A 13,718-nucleotide genomic window follows, 5' to 3' on the forward strand; every position below is an offset into this window, starting at 1 on the left:
AGACCATGGACGCTCTGTCGACTCCCCCCTCACGCCGCCAGCCTCTGCGCTGGTACGGCGCCCTTGTCGCGCTCCTGCTCATAACCGGCGGCCTGTGCCTGATGTTCGGCCAGTCGCAAGATATCGGCTGGCTCGAACAATTGGGCTGGCGGCTCAACTACGATACCGTCAGCGTTGCATTGCTGTGGCTGGGCGGTCTGCTGATGCTGCCGCAACTGGCGTATTCGCTCTGGGTGCATCGCGGGCCGGGCAGGCATGGTGGTCGGCTACAACAGGTGGGCTTCGTCATCGCCGCGCTGGTTGCCATTGCAGTGCTGTGGATCGCGCCCGAAAGCGTCAGTATCGACAAGTATCAGGGTGGCGACTCCAGCGCCTATGGCGAGTCCGGTGACAACGAAATGAACCGCTCATCCACGTTCGCACTGTGCAGCCTGCGACACTTACCCGGTGTCTGGATGCATCGCTACTTTGATCCCGAGCACCAGCAATACGCGCCAGACAGAACACGCCGTACTGTATGGCGAGGCGAACACGGCCTGCTGTCCGGTGTGCAAGACACCTATGAATGGCACGCCGTTGCACCTGATTACGTGTCGAGCGCGCAAGGTGACACAGCCACGAGCCAACCCGTCGGGTACGAATGTTTGGTGCAGACACAGCGCTATTTTGGGCCGTTCGTGGTTTCGAATCGAACCTTTGTGAGCGGCTCGGCTGACTTTGCGACCTTTCCGGAATGCAAACCCATCCTACGCCGCCAGTAACACCCTCCCAAACCCCGTCAACTCAGCCGGTCGCCGCCGCGCCTGCAGCGGCCCTGGCATCCAACTAAGCCCGATGCTGTGGATGACCGACGGTAACGAGTTGAACGGCGCGTCGCGCCCACGCCGCTCCGCGTCCAGTAACCAAGTGACACCGTGCTGCGTCAAGTGCCCGCCACCGGCAACATCCCGCGCGGGATGGCGATTGTGGCGGTGCCTTGAGGGAGAGCTGAATCGGTTTGCATGAATGCAAAGCCCCTCGCCACGGCGAGGGGCTTTTTGTATTCCGGCGTTCACCCATCGGGCCACTCGATGCCTGAAAACCGCTATCTGTGCGGTTTGTAAACACCTCTTATTCCAGCCCGGTGCGCGATTCCAATACCATCGCCTAGCCTAGGCCGGCGGCACTACTTCCAGGAACACGGCGACACAGCACCATGGATGCGCTTTCCACCCCACCCTCCCGCCAACCCCTGCGCCGGTACAGCGCCGTTGTCGCCCTGCTGCTCATCACCGGCGGTCTGTGCCTCGCGCTGGGCCAGTCCAAAGACATCGGCTGGCTGGCGGCACTGAACTGGCATCTGGGTTATGACGCTGCGGGCACTGCGTTGCTGTGGCTGGGCGGGTTGCTGATGCTGCCGCAGTGGCGCTGCTGGTGCTGGCCATCGCGCCGGACAACGTGAGCATTGAGCACGTTCACCCGAGAGACGCTGCAACCAACACGAGCGGCGAACCGGAGCCGGTTGGCACCACGCAAGAGACTACGTACGCGTTCCACGGATTCCGGGCCCTGCCCGGCCCCCGCATCGAGCGGAATGCGGCTTCCGCACCGGTTGAGTCCGTCGAGGGCAGGCCGAGCCGCGTTGTCTGGCGCGGCGATCACGCCGCCCTGATGGGCACGCTGGACACGTTTGAAGCCTACGCCCCGGACGATGCCCAAGCTCAAGGGTATGAATGCCTGGTACGGACGCAACGCTACTTCGGCCCGTTTTCGGTACTGCGTCTGTCCAACGTGCGGGACACGGCAGAGGCGGCCGCCCGGCCGGAATGCAGCCCCCTCGGGCGCGCCCAGTAGCGCCATCCCAGCCGCGGTGGGTGCAGCCGCTGGCCGTGGCCTTCTTGTTGCGGGCGCACGCGGACGCCCGCAACAAGCTCACACATCAATCGCCGAAGTCGACTTCACCTTGCGGCGCAGCTCGTACTTCTGGATCTTGCCCGTCGACGTCTTGGGCAGCGGCCCGAAGAACACCGCCTTGGGCACCTTGAAGCCGGCCAGCAAGGTCTTGCAATGCGCGATGAGGTCTTCTGCGGTGGCGGTGGCGCCGTCCTTGAGTTCAACGAAGGCGCAGGGTGTTTCGCCCCACTTGGCGTCGGGCTGGGCGACCACGGCTGCGGCCAGCACAGCGGGGTGCCGATACAGCGCGTCTTCCACTTCCACGCTGGAGATGTTCTCGCCGCCGGAGATGATGATGTCCTTGCTGCGGTCCTTGATCTTGATGTAGCCGTCGGGCATGCAGACGCCCAGGTCGCCGGTGTGGAACCAACCGCCGGCAAACGCCTCGCGCGTGGCCTTCTCGTTCTTGAGATAGCCCTTCATGCAGATGTTGCCGCGGAACATGATCTCGCCAATGGTCTCGCCATCGGCCGGTACGAACTGCATGGTTTCCGGGTCGAGCACCGCCACTTGCGATTGCAGGTGATACCGCACGCCCTGGCGTGCCTTCATGGTGGCGCGGTCGTGCTCGGGCAGCGTGCGCCATTCGTCCTGCTCGGCACAGACGGCGGCGGGGCCGTACACCTCGGTCAGGCCGTAGACGTGCGTCAGCTCGAAGCCCATGGCTTCCATCTGCGCCAGCACGGCGGCCGGCGGCGGTGCACCCGCCACCATGCCGCGCACCGGCCCGCGCAGGCCCTCGCGCCACGACGGCGGCGCGTTCACCAGCGCGGTGTGCACGATGGGCGCTGCGCAGTAATGCGTCACGCCCTCGTCGCGCATGAGGTCGAACACCAGCTTCGGCTCGAACTTGCGCAGGCAGACATTCACCCCCGCGCGCGCCGCGATCGTCCACGGGAAGCACCAGCCGTTGCAGTGGAACATCGGCAGCGTCCAGAGATAGACGGGGTGCTTGGGCAGATCCCACTCCAGGATGTTCGATACCGCGTTGATGGCTGCGCCGCGATGGTGATAGACCACGCCCTTCGGGTCGCCCGTGGTGCCCGAGGTGTAGTTGAGCGCAATCGCATCCCACTCATCTGCCGGCATCTGCCAGTCGTAGTGCGGGTCGCCCGAGCCCAGGAAGGATTCGTAATCGGTGTCGCCAAACGGCTCGGCCTGGGGGCCCAGGGCATCGTTGACGGCAACCACTTTCAGGCCGGGAATCTCCAGCGCCATCTGGCGGGCCACGTCGGCAAACTCGGTGTCGGCCAGCAGCACGCGGGCTTCGCCATGACGCAGCATGAAGACGAGGTTGGCGGCATCCAGGCGGATGTTGAGCGCGTTGAGCACGCCGCCCGCCATCGGCACCCCAAAATGGGCTTCCACCATGGCCGGCGTGTTCGGCAAGAGCGCCGCCACCGTGTCGCCACGGCCCACACCGGCCAGCGACAGCGCACTGGCCAGGCGGCGTGCGCGCACATAGGTGTCGCGCCAGTTCTGGCGCACGGGGCCGTGCACGATCGCCAGGCGGTCACCATAGACGTCTGCCGCGCGGGCCAGAAACTCGATCGGGGTAAGCGGGACGAAGTTGGCCGCGTTGCGGGCCAGACCGCTATCAAAATCCGTGGGCATTGCTGTGTCTCCGTGCGCCGGGCGCTGTTGCTTTTTGTTGGGCAACGCTATCATCTGCCGGCTCCCGCACTCTGTCACCTGAATGACAAACCGCCCGGAAACCCGCGCCACACCAAGGCTGACGGGTTTCTTACAAAGCGACGGCTGAGCCCCACGCGCCCCCGCCACCCTTTGACCGAGTGCCACGCCTGCCATGAACGCCACCCGCGCCCCCACGCCTGCCACGCCTGCCACACAACTGGAAGGCCATGCGTGGTTCACCGCGCTGGCGCCTGAACATCAGGCCCTGGCCGCGAGAGAAACCCAGCTGCAGGCATTCGAGCCCGGCGCCTTCATTGCCCGACGCGGCGAGCCGTCCCGCTACTGGATCGGCGTCGACACCGGCCTCATCAAGCTGGCGGTGTACACCTCCGACGGGCGCGGCTGCACATTCTCGGGCGTGCCGGCAGGCGGATGGTGCGGCGAGGGCAGCGTCATCAAGCGCGAAGACCGCCGCTATGACGTGATCGCCATCCGCACCTCGCAAGTGCTGCTGGTGCCCGAACCCGTGTTCAACACGCTGCTCGCGCAGAGCCTGCCGTTTGCCAGCTTTGTGGTGCGGCAACTCAACGAGCGTATGGGCCAGTTCATTGCTACCGTGCAGAACGACCGGCTGCTGAGCGCCGATGCACGCGTGGCGCAAGCGATTGCGCAGTTGTTCCACCCGGCCCTGTACCCGCGCACAAGCACCGTGCTGGAACTGTCACAGGAAGAGATCGGGCTGCTGACGGGGCTGTCGCGCCAGCGCGTCAACCGCGCGCTGCAACGGCTGGCCGAAGGCGGAATGATCGCGCTGTCATATCAGACCATCCGCGTGACCGACCTTGCGCGGCTGCGGCTCTTCGGCCTGTCGGAGCTGTAAGCGGCGCCCGACTCTGTCACCCGAGCGACATTGCCCCTGTTGCACGCAGACTTAGAATCCTGCGACAGTCGCGCTTCACCCGCCGCCTTATCGGTCAGCCATGCCACTCATCAGCCGTGCCCACGTCCGTCTCTCGCGCCTGCGCTTTCCGTTTGCGGTGCGCGTGCAGGCCGAGCGGGGTAGCGCGTGCCTGCGCGATGCCAACGGGCGGCGTGAAGTGCGCCCGGGCGATCCGTTTGTCGTGCCCGCCTTCGCGCATTTCGGCTGCGAGATACCGGGCACCGTATGGCAGCCATGCGCCATCAGCTTCAAGGCCGTGCCCGACGCGGGCTGCCCGCGCATGGCCGCCATTCAGCATGACAAGCCCTGGGCGCGCGCAGCGGCCACGCTGGTGTTTGAACACCCCGCGCAGGCGTGGAAAGCGGCCTTGTTGAGCGAGTGCTGGCAGGCCTGCCCGCGTCAGGTGCGGGCGCGTCTGTTTGCAGAAGGCGAAGCGCTGCATGCCCTGGTGCGCGAGCAACGCGCCGCGTGGGCGCTGTACCAGCTGGCGCAGATGTGCGGCAGTGCCGAAGCCGAAGCGCTGCACGCGGTGGCCCGGCGGGCCGGCATGCGCAACGTGCGCACGCTGAACGACACATGCGCAAGCCTGTTCGGTGTGGAGCTGAGCGCGCTGCTGGCGGGCAACGCAGATTCGGCTGGCGGTGCGGCACACGGCAGCGCCGCCACCTTGGAGCGGTGGGCGCAGCCGCTGGCGATGGCCGTTTAAGCGTTGCGCGGCAACCGCCGCATCAATCCAAGATCACCCCGCCTCGCACGCCTGCACGCGGCGGCATGCTGGGCTCGCCCATGATGTCGCGCACCGCATCTTCAATCGTGTTGGACAGCGCATTGAGCGCAAGGTCGTTGTCTTCGGTGCCGAACGGATCTTCAAGCTGCGAGGCGATGGCCTCATGCGCCATGAAGGTGTACGCCACGAACACCGCAAACACGGGCGTGAAGCTGCCGATGCTTTCCACCAGACCGAACGGCAGTGCCGCGCAGAAGAAGTACACCGTGCGATGGATCATGACGGAGTACGCAAACGGCAGCGGCGTGCCGGCAATGCGCTCGCACCCGCCGATGCTGTTCGACAGCTCGTTCAGGTTGCGGTCGAACGCCAGGGCGGCATACGCATCCAGGGTGCCGGCTTGCGTGCGACGCTGCACCCATTCACTCAACCACTGCACGATGGCGATGGGCTGGTAGCGCGACGCCATCACGCGTTCGAGCAACGGTGCAGGCAGGCGCGCGGCGAGGTCTTCTCGTGCATCGGTGTGGCGCAACTGATGGCGCAGCGCGTGCGGCAGCGCGCCCAGCACCTGAGCGAACTCGCGCACGTCGGCTTCGGCCACGGCACCGTTCGGACCAACGCCACGCGGCAGCGTCAGTGCCTGGCGCGTGAGCGAACGTGCCGTGTTGAGCAACTGGCCCCAGAGCTTGCGCGCCTCCCAATAGCGGTCGTAGCTGGCGTTGTTGCGAAAGCCCAGGAACACCGCCAGCGCAATGCCGACGAGCGAGAACGGCGTCGTGCTCAGGTTGACCGAGATGGGCAGCAGGTGCGCATGCACCGCAATGGCCACCAACGACACACAGAAGATCAGGAACAGGCGCGGCAGAAGCTGCGGCAGCACCGAACCGCGCCATGCCAGAAGCATGCGGAACCAGTGCAGATGGGGGCGGACAACCATGGGGCGGGTGAGGCAGGAGCTGGAGTGGCTGCGATTATCGCAGAGCACCCCGGGCGCCTGACACCCGTGTTGGGTTGCATTTACGCAAGTGCGGCTCGGCGCTTGGGTGCGCGGCGCAATGCCGGGAGGCGCGCGCGTCGTCGTCACGGCGGATGCATTGCCGGCAAGCAGGGCCATGCCCTCCGGCGGCACGGCGGTATTTTATGGGCCGATTATCTTCAAATACTGATCAACCCGAATTTCCAAAATCAAAAATATTAAAAATACGAAACGCAAATCGGCGCAAAACGAACGCTCTCGCTTTACGCCAACCTGTGCGGAACCCCATTTCAGATTCCGCACGATCAAACCTGCGGTAAATCAGTTGGTGGCGGTATAGCCGCCCTTGGTCCAGCTGTTGCCGTCCCAGCACCACTCCGTGGTGGTGCTGCCGCTGGTTGCATACACGCGGATATGGATAGCGCTGCCGACCAGCCAGCTCGTGACGGAGACGTTATCGCCGGGCTCGCTGAAAGCACCCGTGTACCACCCCTTCCCGTCATAGCAACGCTCGGTGATCTTGCCACCATTGGCCGTGTACACACGGATCGACGGCACTGTCCCCCACGACGTGGCAGCGGTCTGAACGTTAGACATGTTTTATCTCCAGAATGTGATTTCAATATCAACGCAGCAAATGCGGTGCGATTTTCACGGCATTTACTTCGGCCCAAATTCAGGGCTTCGGTAGCATAAGCAAATAAAATTCCGGCCGCTGCTGAGAGATAAGAAGCACAGATGGAGAGAAAACTTACTGAACAGATTACCGATTTGGCACCCCTAACCATTATGTTGAGCGCACCAACAAAATAGTCAGAAGGCACCAGGTGGGGTGATGAGAAACTGCCTAATCCTAAATAGCTGCAAGAGGTGGCATAGGCCCCGCTTACTGCACCGCGCCAATGAACGCCGCCAGCTCCGCCGTCTTGGGGCTGGCAAACACTTCCTTGGCCGGGCCGCTTTCATGGATCAGCCCTTGGTGCATGAAGACGAGTTGATCACCAACGTCACGCGCAAAGCGCATCTCGTGCGTGACCATGATCAGCGTCATGCCTTCGGCGGCGAGCTGCTTCACCACGGCCAGCACTTCGTTCACCAGTTCCGGGTCCAGCGCGGAGGTGATCTCGTCGCACAGCAGCACCTTCGGCTGCATGGCCAGCGCCCGCGCAATGGCCACGCGCTGCTGCTGGCCGCCACTGAGCTGATCGGGGTACGCATCGAACTTATCGGCCAGGCCCACCTTGATCAGCATCTGCCGGGCGAGGTCTTGGGCGTCTGACTTTTTCATGCCCTTGACCACCACGGGCGACAGCGCCACGTTTTCGCCCGCCGTGAGGTGCGGAAACAGGTTGAACTGCTGGAACACCATGCCCACGTTCAGGCGCAGCGCGCGCAGTTGTGCGGGCGTAGCCTGCGAGCCCTTGAGCACCGCGTTGTCGACCACGATCTGCCCGTCGTCGATGGCTTCCAGCCCGTTGATGGACCGCAGCAGCGTGCTCTTGCCCGAGCCGCTGCGCCCGATGATGGCGACCACCTGGCCGCTTTCCACGCGCAGGTCGACGCCCTTGAGAACGTGGTTGTTGCCGTAATGCTTGTGTACGGCGCAGAGATCAACGAGCGGCATAGAGCTTCTTTTCCAGATGAGAGGCGCAAAGAGACAGCGGCCAGCACAGCGCGAAGTACGCAACGGCCACCAGCCCGTAGATAAGGAACGGCTGGAAGGTGGCATTGGCCAGCACCGAACCCAGCTTGGACAGGTCTTCAAACCCGATGATGGAGGCCACCGCCGTGCCCTTGACGATCTGCACGGAGAACCCCACGGTGGGCGCAATGGACAGGCGCACCGCCTGCGGCAGCACCACGTGCCGCATCTGCTGGAAGTAGCCCATCGCCAGGCTGGAAGACGCCTCCCACTGGCCGCGCGGGATGGCCTCCACACAGCCGCGCCATACCTCAGCCAGATAGGCGCTGGTGTACAGCGTCAGGCCGATGGCGGCGGCCGTCCAGGGCGACATATCGAACCCCGCCATGGACGCACCAAAGAACACGATGAACATCTGCATGAGCAGCGGCGTGTTTTGGAAAAGCTGGATGTACGCCTTGCTCACGCGCCGCAGCGTGGCGTTGCGCCCCACGCGGGCAAACAGCACCACCAGGCCAGCCGTGCCGCCCAGCGCAAAGGCCATCAGCGACAGCATGAGCGTGGCGAGCAGCCCTTCCCCCAGCTTGAGGAGAATGGGCAACAGAGGGATGTCGGAGATCATGCGGCGTCTCCAATGGAGGCGGCTGCGGTGGTGGCAGCAAGCGGTGCAGCGGACACCGCAGGCGCGCGGCGCCCCACGATAAAGCGCTGCCCGATCCAGGCCAGCAACTGACGCAGCAACAGCGCCAGCGCAAAGTACAGCGCCGTCACCACCAGGTAGGTTTCAAATGCGCGGAAGTTGCGCGACTGGATGAAGTTGGCCGCAAAGGTCAGATCCTGCGCGGCAATCTGCGAGACAACCGACGTGCCCAGCATCACGATCACGATCTGGCTGCTCAGCGCCGGCCACACCTTCTGCAGCGCGGGCCGCAGCACGACGTGCCGGAAGATGGCCCAGCGGCTCATCGCCAAGGCATTGGCCGCTTCCAGCTGGCCGCGCGGCGTTTCTTGAATGCCTGCACGCACGATCTCGGTGATGTACGCGCCCAGGTTGACCACCGCCGTGAGCAACGCCGCTTGCCATTCGTTGATCTGCAAACCCAGCGAGGGCAAGCCGAAGAACACGAACATCAACTGCACCAGGAATGGCGTGTTGCGGATGCCCTCCACATACACCTTGAACAGCGCATTGAACGGGGCGATGCGCCAGGCGCGGCACACGCCCCCAGCAATGCCGATGGCGCCACCGAGCACCGCGCCCGCCGCCGTGAGCGCGAGCGTAAATGCTGCGCCCTGCGCGAGCTGGCCGCTGTAACTGAAGACAGCGCCAAAGTCGAATTGATAAGCCATGGAGGTCATCCGTGGCCCGACACACCAACGTGGGCGCCGGGCCTGTGTTGCGAAGGCGGGCAGGTTCTTACATCTTTGCCGGCAGGGGCATCTTGATCCAGCGCTGCGACAGATCGTTCAGGCGGCCATCGGTCTTCAGCTTGGTGATGATGGCGTTGACCTTGTCCAGTAGCGCGGGCTCGCCCTTGGCCACACCCACGTAGCAAGGCGTGTCTTCCACGGGGAACTTCAGGTCGAGCTGGCGCAGCTTGGTGCGCTCGTTCACCGCGTTGGCCACGATGTTGCCCACCGTCACCAGCTGCACCTGACCAATCAGGTAGCTCTGCGCGGTGGCGTTGTTATCTTCATAGCGCTTGATGGTGGCCGACGCCGGCGCAACGGCGGAGAGCGCCAGATCTTCAGTCGAGCCGCGCGTGACGCCAATCGTCTTGCCCGCCAGATCCGCCGGCACCTTGATCGACGCTTCCTTCGGGCCGTACACGCTCTTGGGGAACGGTGCATATGCCTGCGAGAAGTCGATCACCTTGGCGCGCTCGGCGTTCTTACCCAGGCTGGAGATCACGACATCCACCTTGCCCGTGGTCAGGAACGGAATGCGGTTGGTGCTCGTCACGGGCACCAGTTCTGCCTTGACGCCGAGTTCCTTGGCGATGAGGCCGGCCATGTCGATGTCATAGCCCTGCAGCTTCAGGTCCGGACCGAGCGAGCCGAACGGCGGGAAGTCATTCGGGATGGCCACGCGGATCACGCCGGCTTTCTGGATGTTGGCCAGCGTATCGGCATGGGCCGGGCGGCCCGGCAACAACGCGACAAGCGCGCTGGCGGCCATGACGGCGTGGAAGAAGGTGCGGCGCGAGGTGTGACGCGACAGCTGCAGAGCAAGGGTGCGGAACATTCAAAAACTCCTTCAGGAAATTCAGGAAATCGAGGCGAGGCGAAAGGAAACCGGTTCGTGCTGCATGGGTTCGGGCGTGGCAGGCGGCGCGCTCAAGTCGATGCCGCTGCGGCGCGCGGCCGACAACAGATGCGCGCGCATGGCCTCTGCGCTGGCGACGGCATCACCCGCGGCAACGGCCTGCACGATGGCGTCGTGTTCGTGCGCGGGGTGGTCGTCTGCGCCGTTACGGGCAAAGGGCAGGCGCAGGCTGTGGCCAATGGCGTGCTCCAACTGCCCCGCCATCGCCATCAGGCCCGGATTGCCGGACAACTGTGCGAGCAGCACGTGGAAGTGCAAGTCCGCCTCTGCCGCGCTCAGCAAGTCATTGCGCTCCAGCGCGTGGGCCAACTGCTGTTGCAGCCATTGCAGGTGGCGCAGGCCGGCGGCATGCATGCGCGCGGCGGCCAGCGCCGTCCAGCCGGGCTCCAGCACCAGACGCAGCTCAATCAACTGACGCGGCGACAAGGTGCCCAGCGCCGGCGTGGCAAACGGGCGATGCATGCGCTCGGCGCTGGCCTGCGTACCGCGCACCACCACGCCCCGGCTCGGGAGGATGTCCACCAAGCCCAGCGTCTCGAGCACCGTCAGCGCTTCGCGCAACGATGCGCGGCTCACGCCCAGCGTTTCCGCCAGCTCACGCTGCGGCGGCAGGCGGCTGCCACTCGGGTAATCGCCGCTCAGGATGCGTTGCTGGAGTGCTTGCGCGACGGAGGATGGAATGCTGTGCATGGGCTGACGTTAGAGAAAGACGCGGTCGTGGTCTGACCGGTCGCCCACTGCTTATGCGAGTTTTGTGCCATGCAGCATCCAGTGGCTTGCTGGGCTGCACCGCGGGCGATTGATTGCCTGGGCGCTGCCCGTGGGCGAGGCGTGCGCTGCCGGATGCGGGCATCAGTCGCTTGGAGTTGGTGCGGGCCGCACCGATTTGGAACGCCCTGCCCCATCCGTCGATACCCCAAGCGCAATAGCGCGAGCCGCAGTGCATTGCGCCGAAGCCGTCTTGCGTGCAGCGCAGGTTTGGTGCGCCCGACCGGCTTGTTCATGGCGCGAAGCCATGGGGATTTTCAAGAACTCTCAACAGCCCCGCCCTTGCCTTGACGCGCGCTGAGGCGACATGGGATACCGCGTGTGCAAAACGGCGCACCCCACTTTCGTAGGGGGTGGCTGCCCGCGTAACCCATCCAAAAAAATGAGCCCAGACATGTCGTTGACGACGAGAACAACGCGCGCGCCGCAAGACCCGCATCCACACCTCGCGCGGAGCATGGTGATCGGTTTGCTGAGCCTGGGGCTGGCGGCCTGCGGCGGTGGCGGCGACACGCCAGCAGACTCGTCCACTGCCGCAACGACTGCACCAGTCGCAACGTCGAGCCCAGGGGCCAGCCCAGCACCAACGCCCGCGCCGACGACTACTACGCCGACGACGCCAACACCGGCCCCAGCGCCCGCGCCTGCACCCTCGCCTGCGCCAACCACGCCCACCCCGACAATCACTTGGCTGACCCCCGCATCGATCGCGTGGGGCACGGCGCTCAGCGCGGCGCAGTTGAACGCGACCGCCAATGTGCCCGGTACCTTCACGTATTCGCCGGCAATCGGGACCAAGCCGGAGGTCGGCACGCAGACCCTGTCGGTGACATTCACGCCGCAGGACACGACCAAATACGCCAGCACCACCACCGTGCGCACGCTGACCGTCAACAAGGCCGAGCCGCCCGTGCGGTGGGACTTGCCTGCTACCGTGACGCAGAGCTCGGCGCTGACGCCTGCGCAGGTCTCCACCGTGCCCTATGCGCTGTATGGCATTCAGGGCACTGTGGACCCGGCGTCTTACACCACCGCTGATGGCGCACCGCTGAGCGCCGCCACCACCAGCACGGCCGGCAGCGTGATCCTGCAGGCGACGTTCGTACCGCGGGACAGCGCGCACTACCGCACGGCCCTGGTCAGCACGGCGCTCACCATCAAGCCCGCCGCTGCGGCCGCCGCCATCAACTTTGGCAGCGCGAAACAAACCATCCAGGGGTTCGGCGGATCGGCGGCCTGGTACTACAGCAAGATGGCGGACGACCGTCTGAACGCGCTGTTCGGCACCAGCCTGACCGACAGCCTTGGGCTGTCCATCCTGCGGCTGCGCATTGCGCCCGCTGAATGGAACACCACAACGCAGACCGCCGACACCACGCAGTGGACAGCCGAGCTTGAGAACGGCGCCGCCGCCCAGGCACGCGGTGCGCTCGTCTTTGCATCGCCGTGGACGCCGCCGGCCAGCATGAAGATCGTCAACACCACCCGCAGCAACCCGCTCTACAGCGGGCGCCTGGACCCGGCGCGCTACGCCGACTACGCCAAGTACCTGAACAGCTACATCCGCTATGCTGCAACGCGCAACGTGAGGCTCTACGCCGTATCCCTGCAGAACGAACCGGACTGGGACCCCGCGACCTATGAATCCTGCCTCTGGAGCCCCGACGACATGCGCGCCTGGACTGCCGCCCAAGGCGCGGCGGCCGTGGCCGGCACCACGACCAAGCTGATGGCACCGGAATCGTTCTACTTTTCTCAAGCCACGGCGGACACGCTGCTGGGCGATGCCAATGCGGCCGCCAACGTCTCGATCATTGGCGGCCACCTGTACGGCGGCGTGCCCGCGTATCCGGCGTCAGCCCGGAGGTTGGGCAAGGACGTCTGGATGACCGAACACTTCCTGGATTCTGTGAACAAGGCCGACAACAAGACGGCCTGGCAGACCAGCATTGACGATGCCATTGCCATTGCAAAGGAGATCCACGACGGCTTTACGCTGGGGCAGTACAACGCGTACGTCTACTGGTGGCTGGTCAACTCCAACGATGCCCAACCCACCGGCCTGATCGGCTCCGACAACAAGCCCACCTACTTCGGCATTGGCCTGAAGCACTTTGCGTATTTCATCCGCCCGGGCTACGTGCGCTACGACACGACAACACTGCCGCAGAAGGGCGTGCGTGTTTCTGCGTTCGGCACGCCTACGGGCGCCGCCGACAACAAGGCCGTGGTGGTGCTGGTGAACGAGAACGCCACGGACGTGACCCTGACGACGTCGGTCAACTCTGCAGGGCGCACGGTGACCAGCCTGACGCCGTACCGGACGACGGCGAGTGCCACGTTTGAGCAGCAGGCGCCCGTGGCCGTGAGTGGGAACACGTTCACGGTGACGCTGCCGGCGAAGAGCGTTACTACGTTGGTGAACTAGGGGGTGGGAGGAGGCGGAGGCTTGCTTAGCGCTCGCGTAGGGCGGTCTACTAACAGCCCCTGGTGTCCGGTGTGCACCCAGCTGGCCATACGTCGAAGGCGGAGCGGCGACGCTATATTGCGTCACCACAAACTGCAGACAACATGATCTGGAATCGTTGGAGGGTACGGCTCAGTTAGTGCGATTGGAGATGGCTTGCTGGGTGGGGAAGCACTTTTCCTTGTTGAACCTCTCGACCTTCTGCGTAACGGGTTTCCGCCAACAGCTCCGCCCACCGCAGTTGCCAAAGCGTTGGACACAATATTGCCCAGCGCCTCATCCACGTTCTTGTTGCCAGTCGG

General features: G+C 64.7%; 14 protein-coding genes. 6 read left to right on the forward strand and 8 right to left on the reverse strand.

Annotation, left to right across the window (positions count from 1 at the left end; genetic code table 11):
* Nucleotides 1-5 precede the first annotated feature (5 nt).
* The 3 genes from NG898_RS09270 to NG898_RS09280 all read left to right on the forward strand — a co-directional run bounded on the left by NG898_RS09270 (nucleotide 6) and on the right by NG898_RS09280 (nucleotide 1,833).
* Nucleotides 6-761 (forward strand): hypothetical protein, encoded by a 756-nt coding sequence (locus NG898_RS09270; protein WP_252692049.1) that lies wholly within the window; start codon nucleotides 6-8, stop codon nucleotides 759-761.
* A 434-nt stretch (nucleotides 762-1,195) separates the two neighbouring features.
* A complete protein-coding gene (locus NG898_RS09275) occupies nucleotides 1,196-1,441 on the forward strand; it encodes a hypothetical protein (protein WP_252692050.1) in 246 nt (81 codons plus the stop codon).
* The gene (locus NG898_RS09280; protein ID WP_252692051.1) at nucleotides 1,402-1,833 is read left to right on the forward strand and encodes a hypothetical protein; all 432 of its coding nucleotides are present in this window, start codon (nucleotides 1,402-1,404) and stop codon (nucleotides 1,831-1,833) included. Before NG898_RS09275 ends, NG898_RS09280 begins: the two co-directional genes overlap by 40 nt.
* A gap of 78 nt (nucleotides 1,834-1,911) precedes the next feature.
* Here NG898_RS09280 and NG898_RS09285 read toward each other — a convergent pair whose 3' ends face one another.
* The gene (locus NG898_RS09285; protein WP_252692052.1) at nucleotides 1,912-3,546 is read right to left on the reverse strand and encodes an acyl-CoA synthetase; all 1,635 of its coding nucleotides are present in this window, start codon (nucleotides 3,544-3,546) and stop codon (nucleotides 1,912-1,914) included.
* A 193-nt stretch (nucleotides 3,547-3,739) separates the two neighbouring features.
* Here NG898_RS09285 and NG898_RS09290 point away from each other — a divergent pair, with 193 nt between their 5' ends.
* On the forward strand, nucleotides 3,740-4,447 hold the full coding sequence (locus tag NG898_RS09290) for a Crp/Fnr family transcriptional regulator (protein ID WP_252692053.1): 708 nt from the start codon (nucleotides 3,740-3,742) through the stop codon (nucleotides 4,445-4,447).
* Between the two features lie 100 nt (nucleotides 4,448-4,547).
* Nucleotides 4,548-5,213, forward strand: coding sequence for an AraC family transcriptional regulator (locus NG898_RS09295; protein ID WP_252692054.1), 666 nt, complete (start codon nucleotides 4,548-4,550; stop codon nucleotides 5,211-5,213).
* Between the two features lie 22 nt (nucleotides 5,214-5,235).
* Here NG898_RS09295 and NG898_RS09300 read toward each other — a convergent pair whose 3' ends face one another.
* The 7 genes from NG898_RS09300 to NG898_RS09330 form a co-directional block, all read right to left on the reverse strand.
* Nucleotides 5,236-6,174 (reverse strand): bestrophin family protein, encoded by a 939-nt coding sequence (locus tag NG898_RS09300; RefSeq protein ID WP_252692055.1) that lies wholly within the window; start codon nucleotides 6,172-6,174, stop codon nucleotides 5,236-5,238.
* A gap of 360 nt (nucleotides 6,175-6,534) precedes the next feature.
* Complete coding sequence (locus tag NG898_RS09305) at nucleotides 6,535-6,810, reverse strand: fucose-binding lectin (protein WP_045205063.1); 276 nt, start codon at nucleotides 6,808-6,810, stop codon at nucleotides 6,535-6,537.
* Nucleotides 6,811-7,099: 289 nt separating this feature from the next.
* Nucleotides 7,100-7,837 (reverse strand): amino acid ABC transporter ATP-binding protein, encoded by a 738-nt coding sequence (locus tag NG898_RS09310; protein ID WP_045205064.1) that lies wholly within the window; start codon nucleotides 7,835-7,837, stop codon nucleotides 7,100-7,102.
* Nucleotides 7,824-8,477 carry an amino acid ABC transporter permease gene (locus NG898_RS09315; RefSeq protein WP_037031833.1) on the reverse strand — a complete coding sequence of 218 codons (654 nt, stop codon included), beginning with the start codon at nucleotides 8,475-8,477 and terminating at the stop codon, nucleotides 7,824-7,826. The genes NG898_RS09310 and NG898_RS09315 overlap by 14 nt, the downstream gene beginning before the upstream one ends.
* Nucleotides 8,474-9,205 carry an amino acid ABC transporter permease gene (locus tag NG898_RS09320; RefSeq protein ID WP_045205066.1) on the reverse strand — a complete coding sequence of 244 codons (732 nt, stop codon included), beginning with the start codon at nucleotides 9,203-9,205 and terminating at the stop codon, nucleotides 8,474-8,476. The genes NG898_RS09315 and NG898_RS09320 overlap by 4 nt, the downstream gene beginning before the upstream one ends.
* 67 nt (nucleotides 9,206-9,272) lie before the next feature.
* Nucleotides 9,273-10,100 (reverse strand): transporter substrate-binding domain-containing protein, encoded by an 828-nt coding sequence (locus NG898_RS09325; RefSeq protein WP_420803689.1) that lies wholly within the window; start codon nucleotides 10,098-10,100, stop codon nucleotides 9,273-9,275.
* A gap of 21 nt (nucleotides 10,101-10,121) precedes the next feature.
* On the reverse strand, nucleotides 10,122-10,871 hold the full coding sequence (locus NG898_RS09330; protein ID WP_252692056.1) for a FadR/GntR family transcriptional regulator: 750 nt from the start codon (nucleotides 10,869-10,871) through the stop codon (nucleotides 10,122-10,124).
* 472 nt (nucleotides 10,872-11,343) lie between these two features.
* On the opposite strand from NG898_RS09330, the gene NG898_RS09335 reads away from it, so the two are divergent.
* A complete protein-coding gene (locus tag NG898_RS09335; RefSeq protein ID WP_252692057.1) occupies nucleotides 11,344-13,377 on the forward strand; it encodes a glycoside hydrolase in 2,034 nt (677 codons plus the stop codon).
* The last annotated feature ends 341 nt before the right edge of the window (nucleotides 13,378-13,718 follow it).

It is taken from the genome of Ralstonia mojiangensis (assembly GCF_023955645.1).
Lineage (GTDB): Bacteria > Pseudomonadota > Gammaproteobacteria > Burkholderiales > Burkholderiaceae > Ralstonia > Ralstonia mojiangensis.

Excerpts from the sequence above, each read along its gene's own strand:
- NG898_RS09270 (WP_252692049.1), top strand. The coding sequence starts at position 6 with ATGGACGCTCTGTCGACTCCCCCCTCACGCCGCCAGCCTCTGCGCTGG.
- NG898_RS09275 (WP_252692050.1), top strand. The coding sequence starts at position 1,196 with ATGGATGCGCTTTCCACCCCACCCTCCCGCCAACCCCTGCGCCGGTAC.
- NG898_RS09285 (WP_252692052.1), bottom strand. The coding sequence starts at position 3,546 with ATGCCCACGGATTTTGATAGCGGTCTGGCCCGCAACGCGGCCAACTTC.
- NG898_RS09290 (WP_252692053.1), top strand. The coding sequence starts at position 3,740 with ATGAACGCCACCCGCGCCCCCACGCCTGCCACGCCTGCCACACAACTG.
- NG898_RS09295 (WP_252692054.1), top strand. The coding sequence starts at position 4,548 with ATGCCACTCATCAGCCGTGCCCACGTCCGTCTCTCGCGCCTGCGCTTT.
- NG898_RS09300 (WP_252692055.1), bottom strand. The coding sequence starts at position 6,174 with ATGGTTGTCCGCCCCCATCTGCACTGGTTCCGCATGCTTCTGGCATGG.
- NG898_RS09305 (WP_045205063.1), bottom strand. The coding sequence starts at position 6,810 with ATGTCTAACGTTCAGACCGCTGCCACGTCGTGGGGGACAGTGCCGTCG.
- NG898_RS09310 (WP_045205064.1), bottom strand. The coding sequence starts at position 7,837 with ATGCCGCTCGTTGATCTCTGCGCCGTACACAAGCATTACGGCAACAAC.
- NG898_RS09315 (WP_037031833.1), bottom strand. The coding sequence starts at position 8,477 with ATGATCTCCGACATCCCTCTGTTGCCCATTCTCCTCAAGCTGGGGGAA.
- NG898_RS09320 (WP_045205066.1), bottom strand. The coding sequence starts at position 9,205 with ATGGCTTATCAATTCGACTTTGGCGCTGTCTTCAGTTACAGCGGCCAG.
- NG898_RS09325 (WP_420803689.1), bottom strand. The coding sequence starts at position 10,100 with ATGTTCCGCACCCTTGCTCTGCAGCTGTCGCGTCACACCTCGCGCCGC.
- NG898_RS09330 (WP_252692056.1), bottom strand. The coding sequence starts at position 10,871 with ATGCACAGCATTCCATCCTCCGTCGCGCAAGCACTCCAGCAACGCATC.
- NG898_RS09335 (WP_252692057.1), top strand. The coding sequence starts at position 11,344 with ATGTCGTTGACGACGAGAACAACGCGCGCGCCGCAAGACCCGCATCCA.